This is a genomic window from Pseudoalteromonas sp. SG41-1 (assembly GCF_014164575.1).
Taxonomy (GTDB): domain Bacteria; phylum Pseudomonadota; class Gammaproteobacteria; order Enterobacterales; family Alteromonadaceae; genus Pseudoalteromonas; species Pseudoalteromonas rhizosphaerae.
This window is the reverse complement of sequence record NZ_JACJFL010000001.1, coordinates 356,368-372,679: the sequence shown is the minus strand read 5'-3', so window position 1 is coordinate 372,679 and position 16,312 is coordinate 356,368. Positions and strand designations below refer to the sequence as shown.

Here is a 16,312-nt window from a genome sequence, read left to right as displayed (position 1 = left end):
CTACCTATAAAAGGACGGGAATGAAATGGATCAGTTATTAGCAATAGATATGGATTTTTGCACTGACAATAGCGATTGCCGTGTGCATGATATGAGCGCTCAAAAGCAAAGTGGTTTGGCATGGGTTAAAGCCAATACTGACTTAATAAATGATTGGGTAAATCAAGATGGTTTAGCGCTACTGAGAGGGCTAAATATTGTGAGTACTCACCAATTTAGTACTATTTTAGAAACTATTTTTGGTGAGCCTCTAAAGCAGTATGTTTATCGTTCATCGCCACGCACTGCGTTGAAGAATAATATTTATACCACCACAGAATACCATGCAGATCAGGTGATTTTACAACACAACGAAAATGCATATTCGAATAATTGGCCTAAGAGAATGGGGTTTTTCTGTGTGGTGCCAGCGACGACTGGGGGCAATACTCCCTTGGCCGATAGTCGTGCGGTGTATAACCACATACCCATGCGGATCAGAGAAAAGTTTGAGCGGTTAGGCGTCATGTACGTGCGAAACTACGGCGATATTGACTTACCTTGGCAAGAAGTGTTTCAAACACAGAGTAAAAGTGATGTTGAACATTATTGCCATGCAAACGACATACAGTTCGAATGGATCGATGGCGATAAATTGCAAACACGCCAATGCCGCCCTGCTGTTGTCACTCACCCTTCAAGTGGTGAAAAAGTCTGGTTTAATCAAGCCCATCTTTTTCATTGTTCAAGTATGGACAGTGCCGTGGTGCAATCAATGCGAAGTAGTATCGGTGAAGCAAATTTGCCCCGTAATGCGTACTACGGTGACGGCACGGACATTGACCCACAAGACATAGCAGCAATCAATGATGTGTATCGTGGGCTTACATTCTCTTATCAATGGCAGCGTAATGATATTTTGTTGCTTGATAACATGCTGTACACCCATGGACGAGAAGCATATAGCGGTACTCGAAAAGTACTGGTTGGCATGGCTTAACTGGTTGTTATTACAATAAGTTTACTAAGACTATTTTCACTTTGTTAGCAGTGATGATTTTGGCAAAGAGATGTGGCTATTTACAGGAGAAGAATAATGAAATGGCTTATGCATGTAAAGTTTAAAATCATGATTGTCTGCTTATTAAGTTTGATTTTAGCGTCTTGTTTGCAAAAAAAGAGTGTAGCAAAAAATGTCACTATCACAGCGGCTCAGATAGAAATGATTGCTGCAACAGTGCAAGAATATTGTGACACTTTAGTCTTTTTTGGCACTGTGTATATTACTTCTGCTGATGCGGTTGTATACGAGGCTAATTGTGGACCGCAAAATATGCAATATGATATTGCAAATACTACAGAGTCAAAATACCGAATTGGTTCTAACACTAAAGCATTTGCGGCAACCATGTTAATGAAAATGCTCAAAGGAAAAGATTTAAGAACACAGACTATAGGTGACTATTTACCTTGGTTTCCTAAAAATCAATGTGCGGATGTGTCATTGCACAATTTATTGACTATGTCTTCAGGCATTAATAATTACAGTGATAATGAAGACGTTTATGATAATTATGGTTGGCGGCCGTTTCTTTATGATCAAACGCTAAATTTAAATGGGCCTGAAGATTTCAGTAATCGTTTTTGTACTTGTACAGAACAAGATGAAAAACCGACATTTACTCCGGGCTCTAAGTATCAATATAGTAATTGTAATTATTATTTGGTCGGCAATATTATTGAGCAAATAGCTGCGGGTAGCCAAGGCGATATTGACCGTAACTTTTGGTTCGAAAACCTTCTTAAAGAACAGATATTAGATCCCATTAATATGAACGATAGTGGTTCATTTAGCGCCATTGGCGTGTATCAAAATATGACCACAGGCTATATCTCAAATCAAAACCCATATTTACCACTAGCCAATGGCAGACCGCCATTAGTTGGCGGCCCTGCGCCATACGAGAATATTTTAAAGAATCCTTATAGCAATCCATTGGTACTTTATTCTGCTGGTGATATGTACTCAACAGTGACTGATATGCATAAGTGGGATCAGGCATTATACACAAGTAAAATTTTAGATGAGGCACAAAAATTAGTGGCATTTGCACCTTATTCTAATACCGGTAACAGTACGCAATGCGAATACTATGGTTATGGTTGGTTTGTTACATTTATTGACCCTTTACAGTTTGGCAAAGTTGCCGATTGTCCATCAGATCCTGCTGATGCAAACCTGCGAAAATATGAAAAATTTTTACAGTACTCAGGTAGTTATCCTTATTCATGGGTGACAAGCTTTAACCGTTTAGTGGAACGGGATCAATCAGTGATGGTCTTTAGTAATTACGTTAAAACAGGATTCGAGTCGGACTGCATTGCAAGTGAGATCAGAAATATAATTTTTTACAGTGATAAGCACCGAGAAGATAAGTGCCAAGCGATATTAATTGATGCGTAAAGTTGTGTCGATGAATTGGTGAATGTCAAAAGAATTGAATTGATTAGTTTCTTGTACTGGCTGTGGGCTAAGTACTAATAAAGTTGGAACCAAACCTGAACAAGGAGTGGTTGTAGTCCAATTACTGTTTGCATGTTTATGCAAAGTATTACTTTTCTTTTCATGAATATGAAAAGAAAAGTGAAAAAGGGCAAGTTACTGACTAAAGTTTTACTAGAGCAGTAATTTGGTGGGTTCAACAACTGTTAATTTAATTCATAGAGGAAAAAATATGACAGCGGCAAAAACAGCGAAGGACGAAAAGGCGAATACTGACACCGTTTCTGAGCAACAAGCAGATCTCGTTGAAGCAGAAAATCGAGTTGCTGTAGCGCAGATCATCGTCGATAAGTATAGCAAATGGTCATTTGGCAGCGGACTTATTCCAATTCCAGTGGTTGATTTGGTAGCTTTGACAGGTATTCAAATAAAAATGATTGATGAGATTGCTAAGGTATATGGCCAATCCTATAGTGAGAATAAGCTGCGAGGCACTATTAGTGCGGTAATTGGTGGCTCTTTTCCACAGACATTGGGAGGGGCTGGCTTGAGTAGTTTCCTTAAAGCTATACCTATCATTGGAACGCTTAGTTCCATTGCATTTATGCCAGTGATCTCGGCGGCATCTTCGCATGCAGTCGGTTCTACGTTTATTCGACACTTTGAAAATGGCGGTACATTGATAGACCTTAATTTAGCGAGTATTAAAGGTGATATCTCTGAGATCGCAGCGAAGTATCGTAAAGACAAAGGTGATGCAAGTGCTCAACAAAGCCAAGCTGCAGTGTAAGTAGAATGAGCTAAACCCTAAATAAACCAGCAGTTATTGCTGGTTTATTTATCAATTGATTACAGCTTAACTGAAAAGGAATTAATAATGATCGTCATTTTATATTTAGGATTATGTTTATTGTGTGGTTACTGGGGGCGAAACACTTTTGCAGGCCCGGTAGGCTTTTTTTTGCTGTCGCTGATGCTGACACCTTTTGTCGGTTTATTAATATTAATTTTTGCGCACAAAAAAGATGCAACACATAGCCAAGATACATAACAAGTAATACAGCGACATGGATAACAACGTTTAACGCTCAATTAGTTATATAGCTTAGTTAAACCACTGGTTTTAAAGCAGTGGTAATATTATTCAGCTGTACGTTAATGAGTGTTGATAAAGACCATCAAAAAACAATAAAAGATTCTAAAATGGTATTATACGATTTAATTAGTCGAAACATCACAGTTAAAAAAAGAACTTTTGCTGCGCTAGGTTGTATTTCCGGATTAGCAAATGCCCTCGTTTTAGCGCTAATAAATAATGTTGCGGAAAATATTGCTGATATTCACCGCGAAAATCATATTCTTTATTATCTCGCTTTATTTTCGTTAACCATTGCTATTTATGGTCTCACCCAACATAGATTAATGACTAAAGCTGCAAAAATGGTTGAACAAGCCATAGATGGGTTACGTGTCGAGTTGTTTGAATGTGTTCGTCATACTGAACTGGCGACCTTAGAGAAGATTGGTAAAGAGAAAATTTTTACTACGCTAAGCAAAGAATTACAGACTATTTCTCAGTCTGCGCAACTGTTTGTGATTATAGGTCAGTCAATTAGCTTAGTTTTTTTTACATCTATGTATATTGCATATCACTCCTTTGTGGCTTTCATTGTGTTGGCCGTATTGATTATGCTTGGCGGCAGCATTCACCGGCTTCGGGCAGACGAAATACAAAAGAATATGCAGCAGTCATTTGAGAGCGAAAACAAATTAATTCAACGCTTGTCTGATTTACTCGATGGCTTTAAAGAAGTAAAGCTAAGTGTTCCAAGAGCGGATGATCTTGAATATGAGTTTGCAATGGACTCAGCGCGCGCTAAACGCTCTAAGACGAAAACACAAACTTTGTTTGCCAGCGATTTTATTTTATCGCAAATCAGTTTTTTTGCGGCAACTGGGGCTATGGTTTTTATTGTACCGGTGTTATCGCATGTCTACACCGATGTGGTTATTAAAGTTACCACAGCTTCGCTGTTTTTAATTGGCCCAATCACCAGTATTGTCGGCGGTATTCCTATTTTTACCGCTGCCAGTGAAGCTGGACAAAATGTGTTAGCGTTGGAAAAGGAGTTACAGTCTGAACAGGAAAAAACTCAACATACTAAATCGGCTCATGCTGAGCTCGCAACATTTGAACAGATACAACTAAGTGGTGCATATTATCAGCATAATCGTGCACCTGGTGAACATGCCTTTGTAGTTGGTCCCATTGATTTTCAGCTGCAGCGAGGCAAAATTACTTTTATTACTGGGGGAAATGGGAGCGGAAAAACTACCTTTATTCGTATGCTCACAGGTCTATATGAGTTACAGGCTGGAAAAATACTCCTCGATGGTCAACAGCTCAATGAAACTTCACTGCAAGGTTATCGTAGCTTGTTTACTGCGGTATTTTCTGACTTTCATTTATTTAAACAGCTGTATGGTATTCACGATACAAAACAACAAGAAATTGATGAATGGTTGGCATTTTTAGAAATGAACACCAAAGTGAGTATCGTCGATGGTCAATTTAGCACTGTTGACTTATCGTCAGGGCAGCGAAAGCGCTTAGCGTTATTGAGTACAATTTTAGAAAATCGACCTGTATATATTTTTGATGAATGGGCTGCCGATCAAGACCCTATTTTTAGGCGTAAATTCTACGAGCAAGTATTACCACGACTCAAAGCAAGAGGAAATACAGTGATTGCAATTACCCATGATGATACATACTTTCATTTAGCTGATGCCCATTTTAAAATGGTGGAAGGGCAGTTAACCGATAATAACGATATTGTAAGCAATGGGGTCTCATCATGAATATTGTCATTACTCCCGATTTAACTCTGTTGGTGCTTGCGGGTTTACTACTTGCATTAATAATCACAAATATCAGTATGCGTTTTATTAAACGTTATAAGCCTAAATTTCATAAACGTATTTTGTCATGGCGTTTTAGAGCTGGGATCACATTACTGGTTTTTATGTTTCTAGGCATGGTGCTGGTGCCAGTGATGTTTATTAAAATTGATTCAGGCCAAGTCGGAGTTTTGTGGAAACGTTTAGGCGGTGGTACCTATTTGGAAAAACCGTTTGATGAAGGAACAGTGTTAGTTCTGCCTTGGGATACGCTAACGCTTTATTCAAGTCGGTTTCAAACTGCTGATGAAACAATTCACGCTATTACTTCCCAAGGCTTACAAATTTCGTTAGATGTGACTGTGCGTTATCGGCCAGTGGTTTCACAAATACCTTATCTACATAAGTTAGTTGGTACGGATTACCTAAAAGAAACAGTACTACCAGAAGTTAATTCTGCGGTGATCATGATTGTATCGCGTTATACGGCAGAGCAAGTGTACGGTAATATGCGTTTACAAGTGCAAAATGAGCTTCTAGATGAAGTTTTAAAGGAACTGCAATTACAAGAGCAGACAATTTTACAGCAAGAAAAAGCGACGCACTCAGGGCAAGTGCTAGTTAATTTGGATGATATGCTGATCAAGCGCGTTAATATACCAGAAAAGGTACATAATGCGATTATCGCAAAAGTGAATCAAAATTATTTGAACGAAGAATACGACATGCGTTTAGTTGTTGCTAGAAAAGAAGCGCAGCGTAAGAAGACCGAAGCAGAAGGGATCAGAGATTTTCAGCAAACAGTCAGTGGTGGTATTTCTGAAACATATTTACGCTGGCGAGGGATTGAAGCTACAGTGGAGTTGGCCAAATCTAACAATAGTAAAGTTGTAGTGATAGGTGGTGGTAAAGATGGTTTACCATTAATTTTGAACACAGAAACAACGCAAGGCTCAGTCGGCCCAAGCCCTGTAATACCTAGTACCACAGCTGAAAAAACGCTAACGAACGATCCTGCTTTACCATTCGTGCAAACGCCTTCCAGCCCAGAAAAAACATTTTATCAGTAATAGCAGCATTATTAGCTCGCATATTAAAAACATAAAGTAGCTGTTTATAGCTAAAAAGGTGTCGATATTGACACCTTTTAGTTGTGTTGCTCAATCTAGTTTCAGTAACAATTCATTTTTATAAAGTCCATAAGTTAATTTTCTTCACCTATGAGGTTTATTTTTATCGTTTGTTGAAATTGAGCTAACACTCTAAAGTTCAATTGTCGGCACCAGATACGACACGATTTAGGCAAATAATCAAATAGGAATATAATCATGAAACGTACACTTATCAAAACTATTGCTCTTAGCTCACTATTAACATGTTCAGCTGTTGCTCTGGCTGATCAAAGTGATTACAAATTAATGGTTATTGAGACAGCAACAGCGCCACAGCCAGTTGAACAATCATTTAATAATTGCGCACTAAACGTTAAATCAAAAAATTACGCGCAAGCAGAAACTATTTGTACTAAAGCGATTGCGTTGCTAAAACAAAGCGAAGGCCCAAAAATGAAATTACGTGAATTAACATCGTTTGCATTAAGTAATCGCGGTGTATCACGTATGATGGCTAAAAATGATACCGCTGGTCTTTCAGATTTATATGAAGCTGCACAAATGGCTGATAGCGCGATGGTATCGCATAACCTTACTCGTGCTAAAGAATACCTATCTTTATAAATTAGGCCTTATTACTTGAATTAAAGCCCCATACTGTTAACTCAGCATGGGGTTTTTGCGTTATTAGGCTATGGCTTATCCTGCCACAGGGGTATTGTCAGTGGAGATGCCTTTAAGGCTTTTGATCAGCATATAAATACAGGTGGTGAATAAACAACCGCCTAAATACAACATAATGCCGTTAGCTGAAGCAAATAGGTTGGCAGCAAGCAAAGGCCCAAAGACCGAGCCAAAGCTGTAACTCAGTAACATAATTTCCGTTGCTGAGACTATTTTTTCGATTGGCAATGCGTCACAGGCTAAGGTGATGGCAATGGGGTAGAGTGCAAAACTTGCAGCCCCTAAAATAAAGTAACTGGCCATCAATACGTTGAAGTGTACAGCTTGCATAATACCAACTACACCCATCGCGCCAAATAAACAAAATAATGCCATTAATAAGCTTTTTGCCATTCGTGTTGATAAATAACTCACCAACGGCTGTACTAACATACCGCCTAAAATAATCACCGCCATCAAGGTGCCAGTAAAAGCGGCCTGCTCACTTTGGGCAGCGATATATACTGGCATTAAACCGTATATTGGGCCAAGTACTAATCCTGATACCAAACAGCCTAAAATTGCTGGGCGACTGAGCTTTTTTAACTCAGTTAATTGTAGTTTTTGCGAGTGCTGACTTTGCGGTTGCCCTGATTTAATCAGCAGCGGTGCTAACATCGCTAAAAATAATAGAGCAATAACAAACAAATAGGGGAGTGGGCCACTGGTACCAAGCGGATCGATAGCTAGTTGGCCAACGGCGCTGCCACCGTACAGGGATGTCATATACAGGCCTAATCGTTTAGCTCGTGCTTTGGCAGTGTCAGTCATTAGTAACCAAGATTCAACCACCACAAATACCCCAGCTACGGCGATACCAGCTACAAAGCGGGCTAAAAGCCACACGTTGGCATTAGGTAAAATAAGCTGTGCTGCAACACTGAAAATTAATAACCCCAGAAATGCCAGAAAAGCATGACGGTGGCCTACTCTTGCAACAATACGCTCAATAAAAAAAGCACCAATTAATAAGCCAAGATAAAAGACACTAGCTAACCAAGAGGCAAGTTCATTATCAAGCCCAAAGGCGCTCAATGATAAAGGAATTAGGCTCATTAAAAAGCCTGAGGCAATAGCAAAAAAAGACAAACCAATAACAGGCGCAAGTGGGTTATTTGGTTTATGACTGGCAGCGAGCTCAACCATTAAAGAATCCGATTTAAAGGGCATAAATAATTGCGTTGGAGTGTTTTAATAGCTGGCAATTATTTTTGGTTGGTTAATTTTGCGGCGAATTTAATCCGATTTTGAACACAAGTAAAGTTATATTTGAATATTTACTCAACATTTTATTTAGAACGCTAAGTTAGGTAAATTAACCGGTTATTTACGTCATTTTGGTATCATTTTTTTAGCGAAATTGTTTAAAATTTGTAGTTGTTTTATCAATCTAAATAATAACTTGGTATGCTGTGTTTTTATTTTTCATCAAGAGGCAGTAGTAAAAATGAACCAGCTAACAATCGCTTTAGTCGGGCTTGGGGATATAGCACAAAAAGCATATTTACCTATTGCCACGCAACATGCACAGATCGATCCTATTTTTTGTACACGAAACCTGACAACATTAACGCAGTTAGCGAAGCAGTATCGGGTTCAAAAGTGCTTTACAGATTACCAAGCGGTACTGGCGTGTAAGCCCGATGGGGTGATGATCCACACTAATACTGAGTCTCATTTTACGTTTGCGAAGCAGGCACTTGAACAAAAAATCGCTACGTTTGTGGATAAGCCATTAGCGTATAGTTTTAGTGAGGTAAGTGAACTTATTGCGTTAGCAACTAAACATAACACGCCATTATTTTTAGGTTTTAATCGTCGCTTTTTACCAATTATGGCCGATATTGCAAAGCCACAAATACGCCATCTTAAATGGCAAAAAAACCGCTTAAATTTACCAGCACAGCCGCGCACTTTTATTTTTGATGACTTCATCCATGTGGTTGATAGTTTATGCCATTTTGCAAATGTAGAGCGTTTTGATCAACTTAACCAGTTACAGGTGTTTTCACAGCTAGATCCACAAGGCTTATTGGCAGCAATACATGTTAGTTTTGAGTTTGAGGGGCGGTTATTTCAAGGCGCTATGGATAGATTAAGTGGCTGCAATGAAGAAGTGGTTGAAATAACCGGTTTGAATGAAAAGTGGCGGTTTGAATCGCTAACCAATATGACCTCTATGGTTAATGGAATACAGCAGAGCGCGATGCAAAATGATTGGCAAGCAACGCTATATAAACGGGGCTTTGAGTCAATGCTAGAGGCATGGCTAACGGCGGTTAAAACGCAGCAGGTAGACCAATTACAGCTTAAAAAAGATAGTTTAACACATGAGTTGTGTGAGTGGCTGGTTGCACACGTATCAAACAATAATGAACTATTTCACTGTTAAACTATTTCAAGGAAGTTGTAATGAAAGTGATGAAGTACATGGGACTAACGTTCTTTTCAGTCCTTGTTATTGGGCTGCTCATACCTGAAAAAATAGTGATCCCAGTCAAAGGTGCAACAGCAAATGATTGGCATCATAATACCTTTTGGTATAGCCCTTGGGGTAAATCAGGTGTACACAAAGGGATAGATATTTTTGGCAAAAAACACACGGCAGTGGTTGCTTCGGTAAGTGGTGTGGTGCTGTATTCAGGTGAACTAAAGCGCGGTGGTAAAGTGGTGGCATTACTTGGGCCTAAGTGGCGACTGCATTACTTTGCCCACTTAGAAAGTTATTCGGTAAGTGCAGGAGACTATGTTGCAGTCAGTGAGGTGATTGGTAGCTTAGGAGACACGGGGAATGCGGCAGGTAAACAACCTCACGTACATTACTCTATTTTATCGTTACTGCCGTACCCATGGTTAATGACCGCGCAAAGCCAAGGCTGGAAGAAAATGTTCTTTTTAAATCCAGATGAAAAACTACGCTAAAATAATTGCCGTTATTTTCACACTTATCCAGCTGATTAACTTAAAATACCGTTAATTTACTCTTTTTATTTAGGAATTCAGCAGTAATGAATTCTATTGCAGTTAGCCTGTTTGGCAGGATGTTTTCTAATAAAGCCATGTTGGCGTTTGATCACCATATGTTGACCATTTGCCAAGGTAACTCAACGAGACAAATAAGTTGGAGTGATTTGGAGGCACCGCCGTCGTTTGCTTACGGCCTGTTTGGTCAAACGATTTCTTTTGTTACGGCACAACAAAATCATACATTTTCGCTGCTGGCATATGGTGCTCACCGTAAATTTCAAGCTGAATTTGAACGCTATTGGGTGAACGCTAATGAAGCTAAGCTTGACACTTTTCTTAATAAAATAACAAAACTAGTCAAGCAGCGATATTTACGCCAGTCTTATGTTAGTCGTATTCAGCGGTTGGCACAGCAAGAGCATGATCGTTGGTTGCCGTGGATAAAAAACAGCCCCGCAATTGTTTTAGTGGATAAAAAAATAAACGTATTAGAGCAATATGCAAACTGGGATACTGCACTTACGCAGTATCTACAACAAAAATACGTTACTAAGCAACTTAACCTACACCACGCTTTTTTTGACCGTGTTGAAGCAAATCCATTAACACTAAGTCAAAGACGTGCTTGTGTGATTGATGACGATAATAACTTGTTATTGGCTGGCGCAGGCACCGGTAAAACCAGTGTTATGATTGGCAGGGCTGGGTTTTTAGTGCAAAGTCAGCAGGCAAGTTACAGTGATATTTTATTGCTGGCCTATGGTCGCAAAGCTGCTGATGAAATGGATCAACGGATCGAAGATAAGCTCGCCACCGATAAAATAAAAGCCGCTACTTTTCATAGTGTTGGGCTGGCGATTATCTCACAAGTTGAACGTGCTAAACCGACTATGAGTGTATTTGCAGAAGACGAAAAAGTGAAAGAAAAATGGGTGCAGCAGTGCTTTGAATCATTGATTGAAAACAGTGCCGAGTATCGTCATCTGGTTTTAGATTATTTTAGTAAATACTATTATGTTGAAAAAAATGAATTTGATTTTAAAACATTGGGTGATTATTACAGCTACTTAAATGATAACGATATCCGTAGCCTAAAAGGCGACAAGGTAAAAAGCTTTGGTGAGTTATATATAGCTAATTGGCTGTTTTATCACGGCATAGATTATCAATACGAAGCGCCTTATAAAGTTGACGTAAAAACCATTGAACGCAGACAGTACAAGCCTGATTTTTATTTACCTGAGTACGATATTTACATTGAATATTACGGCATCGATGACGCTGGCAATACTGCGCCTTACATTGATAAAGCGCAATACCATAGCGAAATTGATTGGAAAAATACCACTCATGCCAGTAATAACACTCACTGTATAGCTTTGACTTATGGGCAACATAAACAAGGTAAGCTGTTAAGCGAACTTGAACAAGCGCTTTTAAGTGCGAGCGTGAAAACACAGATATTGCCCTTAGAATCACTGCTCGAAAGCTTAAAAGAAACTGGCAGGATCACCGTATTAGCTGCGTTATTTAGTCAATTGCTGAGTTTATATAAGGCGGCTTATTTAACTGATGCTGATGAAGTTGATGTCATTAAACGCTCCCTTGACGCCAAACAAACAACCCAAGCGTTGGCGCTATTAAAACCAATTTTATCTAACTACAACGCTCACTTGCAGCAGCGCGGTGAAATTGACTTTGATGATATGATTATCAAGGCAATCGAGTATGTTGAGTCGGGCAAGTTTAAATCGCCTTGGCGTTATATTATGGTTGATGAATTTCAAGATATATCACAGCCAAGAGCACGATTGGTTAAAGCACTTCGCGATAGCAACAAGGGTAGTTCAGTATTTGCAGTGGGTGACGATTGGCAAGCAATTTACCGATTCAGCGGCGCTGATATTAAGTTGACCACTGAGTTTGCAACGTATTTTGGCTTTACTACGCAAACGGCGCTGGATCTTACGTTTCGTTTCAATAATAAAATTGGTGAAGTTGCCTCAGCATTTATTAGTAAAAATCCCGCGCAGCTTGATAAAACGATTACTTCTTTAACTCAGGTTTCACATCCTAGTGTGTCGTTATTAAGGCGCAGTAGTAATGCGTCTATTGGTTATAAAAATAGTTATTACAGTGACATTCCTGAACTATTAAATGGTGCGATTGATGACATACTCTGCACAATACACAGCAAGGCATGTAAACCCACAACCGTGTATTTTTTAGCGCGATTTTGGTTTCAGCTACCAACAAATACGGATATTAAAACCATGAGTGTTAAATACCCGTTGTTAAAAATTCAGTCGCAGTCTTTTCACGCCTCAAAAGGTAAAGAAGCCGATCATGTTATTATTATCGGATTACAAAAGGGTAAACATGGTTTTCCATCTGAAAAAGTTGCGCCCGCAATTATCGAAGCTTTATTACCAGCGCCAGAAAACTTCGCTTACGCACAAGAGCGACGGTTATTTTACGTTGCACTAACGCGCGCAAAACACCGCGCCTACATCATTGCTGATATGACCAATAGCAGTTGTTTTGTCTCGGAGTTAATTGCTGAACATGACATAGAACTGGATGAATTTACTAGTGATGTTGATCAATTACATATCGCAGATATAAACTGTATGCGCTGTGATAGCGGGGTATTAAAAAAACACAGTGGTCGTTTTGGGCCATTCTACGGCTGTTCGTTATTTCCGCGTTGTGAGCATAAAGAAAAATCGTGCGAGCAGTGCCAAAGCCCAATGACTCGCAGTCGCTATACAGGGTTTAAATTATGTATAAATACAGCCTGTAACCATCTAGTGCCAACGTGTGATAAATGCGGTGCTGAAATGGTATTACGCAATAGCGCAAAAGGGCAGTTTTGGGGATGCAAAAATTATAAAGGTAATGATCCACTTAGCTGTAAAAATGGCAAAGACAGTAAGTCAATTCAATGGCCCGAGCTTGCTTAACTTATAGATAGATAAGGGCTAAATAGCCCTTATCTATTGTTTAATTTATTGCATCGCAACAGCAAGTTGATGATACAAACCGATACCGATAAGTACGTTAAATGGGAAAGTGATGCCTAGTGAACTGAGCATAGCCAGACCTATATCGGCTTTGGGGATTGCGGCTTTTATAGCGGCAGGCGCTGCAATATAAGATGCGCTGGCCACTAAACTCCCCAAGATAACGATTGAGCCTAACTCAAGCGCTAATAAAGTGCCGACACTGACCCCAATCGCGCCTAATATTAATGGACTGATTATAGCAAATAGTGTCAGTTTCCAGTGATGCCAAGGTATAGGGCGTAATGTTTGCGCTGCCGTTAAACCCATTTCGAGTAAAAATAATGCAAGCACGACTTTAAAACTATTGGTTAATAATCCAGTTACTTGGCTGCCTTGCTGTGTGCCATACATCATACCAATAACAACACCGCCTACGAGGAGAATAACGCTCTTATTGGTTAAGGTTTCATGCCAGAGCGCTTTAAGCGATAAGGTATTATCGGCACTATGTTGTTTATCAAGTCGTCGATAAATTAACAGCCCGACGATAATCGCGGGAAGCTCTAGCATCACTAAATACAGGGTTACTTCAGCACCTACTGCTAGCTGCGCCGATTCAGCATAAGCGAGGGCGACTGCAAATGTCCCCGCGCTTACGGAGCCATAATGGGCGGCGATACTTGCGCTGTTCGCTACCGAAAGTTTTATCACATATTTTAAAATAGGGTAGAGCATTAAAGGTATAAATGCGCCAAGCAGCATCACCGAGCCCATTTCTGGCAATAATTGCCAACTAAGATTGCCGTGTAATACCATGCCGCCTTTTAAGCCTATGGTCAGCATCAGCAGCAAACTTAAGGTCTCGTAAGTTGCTTTTGGAATAACGAGATCAGAACGTAAAATCCCCGCAACTAAACCCAAAACAAAAAACATTACAACAATATCTGGCACACCTTTCTCCTATTAATTTAAAGTTGCGCTATTGTAGATAAAATCATGCATTGTAAATAATAAAATGATTGGTAGTTAGTTATAGGTTATTATCTATGGACTGATTAATACCAGAGGGGATGTGATAGCGATGGATTTAAGACATATTTCTTTTCGGCTGCTTGAAGTGTTTATGAGTGTAGTAAAAACCGGCTCGATCAGTGAAACCGCACGGCGTTTACACTTAACTCAGCCAACGGTGTCGCTGCAAATTAAACGTTTACAAGAGGCTGTAGATGAGCCGCTGGTGATTATGCAGCAACAAAAACTGCATGTCACAGAAGCCGGGCATGAGTTATTTAGGACTTGCCAACGAGTGTTTGGCCACTTTGATGATTACAACGATTTTTTAGCTGAACTCAAAGGGGGTGAGCGCGGGCGATGTAAAATCGCCATGGTGAATACCGCACAATATATTTTGCCAAAATTACTCGGGCCCTATAGTAATTTGCATCCTCATGTTGAGTTGCCTCTTGAGATTGGCAATAGAGCAGAGGTGTTAGCGCGCTTTGAACGCGGTGAAGATGATATTTATGTATTTAGCCATCCACCGTCACTTGAACATGCAAAAGCGGTACGGTTTTTAAAAAACCCGCTTGAGTTTATTGTGCCTACTGATCATCCATTAGCTAATCAACAACACGTTGCACTTTCTGAGCTAGTGAAATACCGCTTTTTATTAAGGGAGCCTGGCTCTGCAACCCGGATGTTATTTGAGAGCGAACTGCAAAGACGCGGTTTAGTACTGAGCAACAGCGTGCAAATGGCAAGTAATGAGGCTATTCGTGTTGCAGTATCATCAGGAATGGGAATTGGTGTGCTGTCTCGCCATGTGTTGCCAATAGGAGATCATGGCTTCAAAGTATTAACTGTAAGTGATGCAAGCTTAGCAAGTCATTGGTACTTTGTGATCCGCACTGATCGGCATATTGCTCATGCTGCGCGTAGTTTTTTAACATTTGCCCAAGACCACCTTGAACAATACTTAGATGGTCGATGGGTACGTAATGAATTGCATGGGCTGAATCTAAGTTTAGCTGATCAGCAAATTCGTTAGTTGAAAATTCAACCTAGTGAACGAATGATTTTACCGCATTAATTAATATCTGGCGTGGAGTCTCTTAAAACGAGAGTCGGCTGGAATACACGATTAATTGTAATGCCAGGGCGTTTGTAAATGTCTTTAAGTACAAGGTTAGCCGCCATTCTGCCCATCTCTGGGACTGGGTTATCTATGGTTGTTAGAGTTGGGTAAAGGTAATTGGTGAAAATCACGTTATCGTAGCCCATAATGGCGAGATCTTTCGGTAAATTAAAACCGTGTTCTCTGGCGAACTTCATCGCACCTGAGGCCATTTCATCATTGGCACAGACAATTGCGCTAAATTGCGCTTTATTTTCAATAAAATGTTTTAAGCCATCATTGCCGCCGGTTTCTTTAAAGTCGCCAATGTAAAAAAGGCTTTCATCAAAGGCTATATTGTATTCAGCAAGCGCTTTTTTATGTCCTACGAGTCGGTCTGACGCATCAACTTTAAATTGTGGACCCGCAATATAAGCAATATTTTTGTGACCTTTATTGATCATCGTTTTAGTGGCAAGATAACCGCCCAGAACGTTATCAAGACTAATACAGTTGTCTTTAATTTCCTCAACATAACGGCTCATTAAATAAATGGGGATTTTTCCTTTACTAAGTTCAATTAGATATTCGTCGGATACTATTTCCACATGGGCAATTATGGCATCACAGTTACGACTGATTAAAAATTCAAAGCCATTTTTCTCTTTGTCTTCGTCACTGTGCCCTGCGGTAATAATAACATGCTTACCTGCGGCACGAAGTTGCTGCTCTATCGCCGACATCATTTGGCCAAAGAACGGGCCGTCTAGTTCAGAGACTAAAACACCAACACTACTGGTACGACTCGATGCTAAAGAACGGGCAATAGAACTGGGTTGATAGCCAAGTTGCTGCATTGCTTCGAGCACTTTTTTCTTGGTTTTTTTACTTACATAATCATTGTCGTTCAGAACCCTTGATACCGTAGAGAGAGAGACACCTGCAAGTTCTGATACTTGATAAATTGTAGCCATTAATTTCCTAGCGTTATTATTCGCACTTTATAAAA

14 protein-coding genes are annotated in these 16,312 nt (G+C 39.8%); 11 read left to right on the top strand and 3 right to left on the bottom strand.

The window, feature by feature from the left end:
* Positions 1-25: 25 nt before the first annotated feature.
* The 7 genes from H5203_RS01590 (at position 26) to H5203_RS01560 (ending at position 7,119) form a co-directional block, all read left to right on the top strand.
* Positions 26-979 (top strand): TauD/TfdA family dioxygenase, encoded by a 954-nt coding sequence (locus H5203_RS01590; RefSeq protein ID WP_182819252.1) that lies wholly within the window; start codon positions 26-28, stop codon positions 977-979.
* A 96-nt stretch (positions 980-1,075) separates the two neighbouring features.
* Positions 1,076-2,443, top strand: coding sequence for a serine hydrolase (locus H5203_RS01585; RefSeq protein ID WP_145233044.1), 1,368 nt, complete (start codon positions 1,076-1,078; stop codon positions 2,441-2,443).
* 271 nt (positions 2,444-2,714) lie between these two features.
* Positions 2,715-3,272: a YcjF family protein gene (locus H5203_RS01580; RefSeq protein WP_145233045.1), complete on the top strand. Its 558-nt coding sequence runs from the start codon at positions 2,715-2,717 to the stop codon at positions 3,270-3,272.
* Between the two features lie 87 nt (positions 3,273-3,359).
* Positions 3,360-3,533: a hypothetical protein gene (locus H5203_RS01575; protein ID WP_182731271.1), complete on the top strand. Its 174-nt coding sequence runs from the start codon at positions 3,360-3,362 to the stop codon at positions 3,531-3,533.
* A 107-nt stretch (positions 3,534-3,640) separates the two neighbouring features.
* A complete protein-coding gene (locus tag H5203_RS01570; protein WP_259401886.1) occupies positions 3,641-5,344 on the top strand; it encodes a cyclic peptide export ABC transporter in 1,704 nt (567 codons plus the stop codon).
* Positions 5,341-6,453 (top strand): prohibitin family protein, encoded by a 1,113-nt coding sequence (locus tag H5203_RS01565; RefSeq protein ID WP_145233046.1) that lies wholly within the window; start codon positions 5,341-5,343, stop codon positions 6,451-6,453. Before H5203_RS01570 ends, H5203_RS01565 begins: the two co-directional genes overlap by 4 nt.
* A 258-nt stretch (positions 6,454-6,711) precedes the next feature.
* Positions 6,712-7,119 (top strand): hypothetical protein, encoded by a 408-nt coding sequence (locus H5203_RS01560; protein ID WP_182718887.1) that lies wholly within the window; start codon positions 6,712-6,714, stop codon positions 7,117-7,119.
* Between the two features lie 75 nt (positions 7,120-7,194).
* Here the strand turns inward: H5203_RS01560 and H5203_RS01555 are convergent, their stop codons facing one another.
* Positions 7,195-8,364: an MFS transporter gene (locus H5203_RS01555; protein WP_145233047.1), complete on the bottom strand. Its 1,170-nt coding sequence runs from the start codon at positions 8,362-8,364 to the stop codon at positions 7,195-7,197.
* A gap of 301 nt (positions 8,365-8,665) precedes the next feature.
* On the opposite strand from H5203_RS01555, the gene H5203_RS01550 reads away from it, so the two are divergent.
* The 3 genes from H5203_RS01550 (at position 8,666) to H5203_RS01540 (ending at position 13,148) form a co-directional block, all read left to right on the top strand.
* On the top strand, positions 8,666-9,610 hold the full coding sequence (locus tag H5203_RS01550) for a Gfo/Idh/MocA family protein (RefSeq protein ID WP_145233048.1): 945 nt from the start codon (positions 8,666-8,668) through the stop codon (positions 9,608-9,610).
* Between the two features lie 20 nt (positions 9,611-9,630).
* Entirely contained in the window at positions 9,631-10,140 is a 510-nt protein-coding gene (locus tag H5203_RS01545) for a M23 family metallopeptidase (protein WP_182819251.1), read from the top strand.
* Between the two features lie 86 nt (positions 10,141-10,226).
* Positions 10,227-13,148: a UvrD-helicase domain-containing protein gene (locus H5203_RS01540; RefSeq protein WP_182819250.1), complete on the top strand. Its 2,922-nt coding sequence runs from the start codon at positions 10,227-10,229 to the stop codon at positions 13,146-13,148.
* Between the two features lie 45 nt (positions 13,149-13,193).
* Here H5203_RS01540 and H5203_RS01535 read toward each other — a convergent pair whose 3' ends face one another.
* Positions 13,194-14,141, bottom strand: coding sequence for a sodium-dependent bicarbonate transport family permease (locus H5203_RS01535; protein WP_182718891.1), 948 nt, complete (start codon positions 14,139-14,141; stop codon positions 13,194-13,196).
* Positions 14,142-14,271: 130 nt separating this feature from the next.
* On the opposite strand from H5203_RS01535, the gene H5203_RS01530 reads away from it, so the two are divergent.
* Positions 14,272-15,237: a LysR family transcriptional regulator gene (locus H5203_RS01530; RefSeq protein WP_182819249.1), complete on the top strand. Its 966-nt coding sequence runs from the start codon at positions 14,272-14,274 to the stop codon at positions 15,235-15,237.
* A 38-nt stretch (positions 15,238-15,275) separates the two neighbouring features.
* Here H5203_RS01530 and H5203_RS01525 read toward each other — a convergent pair whose 3' ends face one another.
* Entirely contained in the window at positions 15,276-16,277 is a 1,002-nt protein-coding gene (locus tag H5203_RS01525; protein ID WP_145233053.1) for a LacI family DNA-binding transcriptional regulator, read from the bottom strand.
* Positions 16,278-16,312: the final 35 nt, after the last annotated feature.

What these genes read in the sequence shown, in the direction of transcription:
- H5203_RS01590 (WP_182819252.1), top strand. Translation starts at nt 26, where the DNA reads ATGGATCAGTTATTAGCAATAGATATGGATTTTTGCACTGACAATAGC.
- H5203_RS01585 (WP_145233044.1), top strand. Translation starts at nt 1,076, where the DNA reads ATGAAATGGCTTATGCATGTAAAGTTTAAAATCATGATTGTCTGCTTA.
- H5203_RS01580 (WP_145233045.1), top strand. Translation starts at nt 2,715, where the DNA reads ATGACAGCGGCAAAAACAGCGAAGGACGAAAAGGCGAATACTGACACC.
- H5203_RS01575 (WP_182731271.1), top strand. Translation starts at nt 3,360, where the DNA reads ATGATCGTCATTTTATATTTAGGATTATGTTTATTGTGTGGTTACTGG.
- H5203_RS01570 (WP_259401886.1), top strand. Translation starts at nt 3,641, where the DNA reads ATGAGTGTTGATAAAGACCATCAAAAAACAATAAAAGATTCTAAAATG.
- H5203_RS01565 (WP_145233046.1), top strand. Translation starts at nt 5,341, where the DNA reads ATGAATATTGTCATTACTCCCGATTTAACTCTGTTGGTGCTTGCGGGT.
- H5203_RS01560 (WP_182718887.1), top strand. Translation starts at nt 6,712, where the DNA reads ATGAAACGTACACTTATCAAAACTATTGCTCTTAGCTCACTATTAACA.
- H5203_RS01555 (WP_145233047.1), bottom strand. Translation starts at nt 8,364, where the DNA reads ATGGTTGAGCTCGCTGCCAGTCATAAACCAAATAACCCACTTGCGCCT.
- H5203_RS01550 (WP_145233048.1), top strand. Translation starts at nt 8,666, where the DNA reads ATGAACCAGCTAACAATCGCTTTAGTCGGGCTTGGGGATATAGCACAA.
- H5203_RS01545 (WP_182819251.1), top strand. Translation starts at nt 9,631, where the DNA reads ATGAAAGTGATGAAGTACATGGGACTAACGTTCTTTTCAGTCCTTGTT.
- H5203_RS01540 (WP_182819250.1), top strand. Translation starts at nt 10,227, where the DNA reads ATGAATTCTATTGCAGTTAGCCTGTTTGGCAGGATGTTTTCTAATAAA.
- H5203_RS01530 (WP_182819249.1), top strand. Translation starts at nt 14,272, where the DNA reads ATGGATTTAAGACATATTTCTTTTCGGCTGCTTGAAGTGTTTATGAGT.
- H5203_RS01525 (WP_145233053.1), bottom strand. Translation starts at nt 16,277, where the DNA reads ATGGCTACAATTTATCAAGTATCAGAACTTGCAGGTGTCTCTCTCTCT.